The organism is Bittarella massiliensis (ex Durand et al. 2017) (assembly GCF_017566145.1).
Taxonomy (GTDB): domain Bacteria; phylum Bacillota; class Clostridia; order Oscillospirales; family Ruminococcaceae; genus Bittarella; species Bittarella massiliensis_A.
The window spans coordinates 1-226 of the sequence record NZ_JABFCL010000169.1 but is presented as its reverse complement, the minus strand read 5'-3'; the positions used below and the strand labels follow the sequence as shown (position 1 = coordinate 226).

Genomic DNA, 226 nt, shown 5'->3' with positions numbered 1-226 from the left:
AAGTGTGGGAGTATTTCCGGGAGATGCCGATCCGGGCTATCAGCCTTGACAATATCATGGATCTTGGGGAGGCAAAAGAAGCGCTTGGAGACCGGATGACGATCGTGGGCAATCTTCCTCCGGTGGAGTGTCTGCTGGAGGGAAGCGAGAAGACTCTGCGGGAGGAAATCCGCAGGGAAACAGACCTTGCAAAGGGAAGCCCAAAGGGTTATATCAGTGCGAGTGG

General features: G+C 54.9%; 1 protein-coding gene. It reads left to right on the top strand.

The window, feature by feature from the left end; translation table 11 throughout:
- A partial coding sequence (locus HJY11_RS13905) for a uroporphyrinogen decarboxylase family protein (protein WP_279571109.1) occupies positions 1 to 226 on the top strand: 226 nt, incomplete at both ends.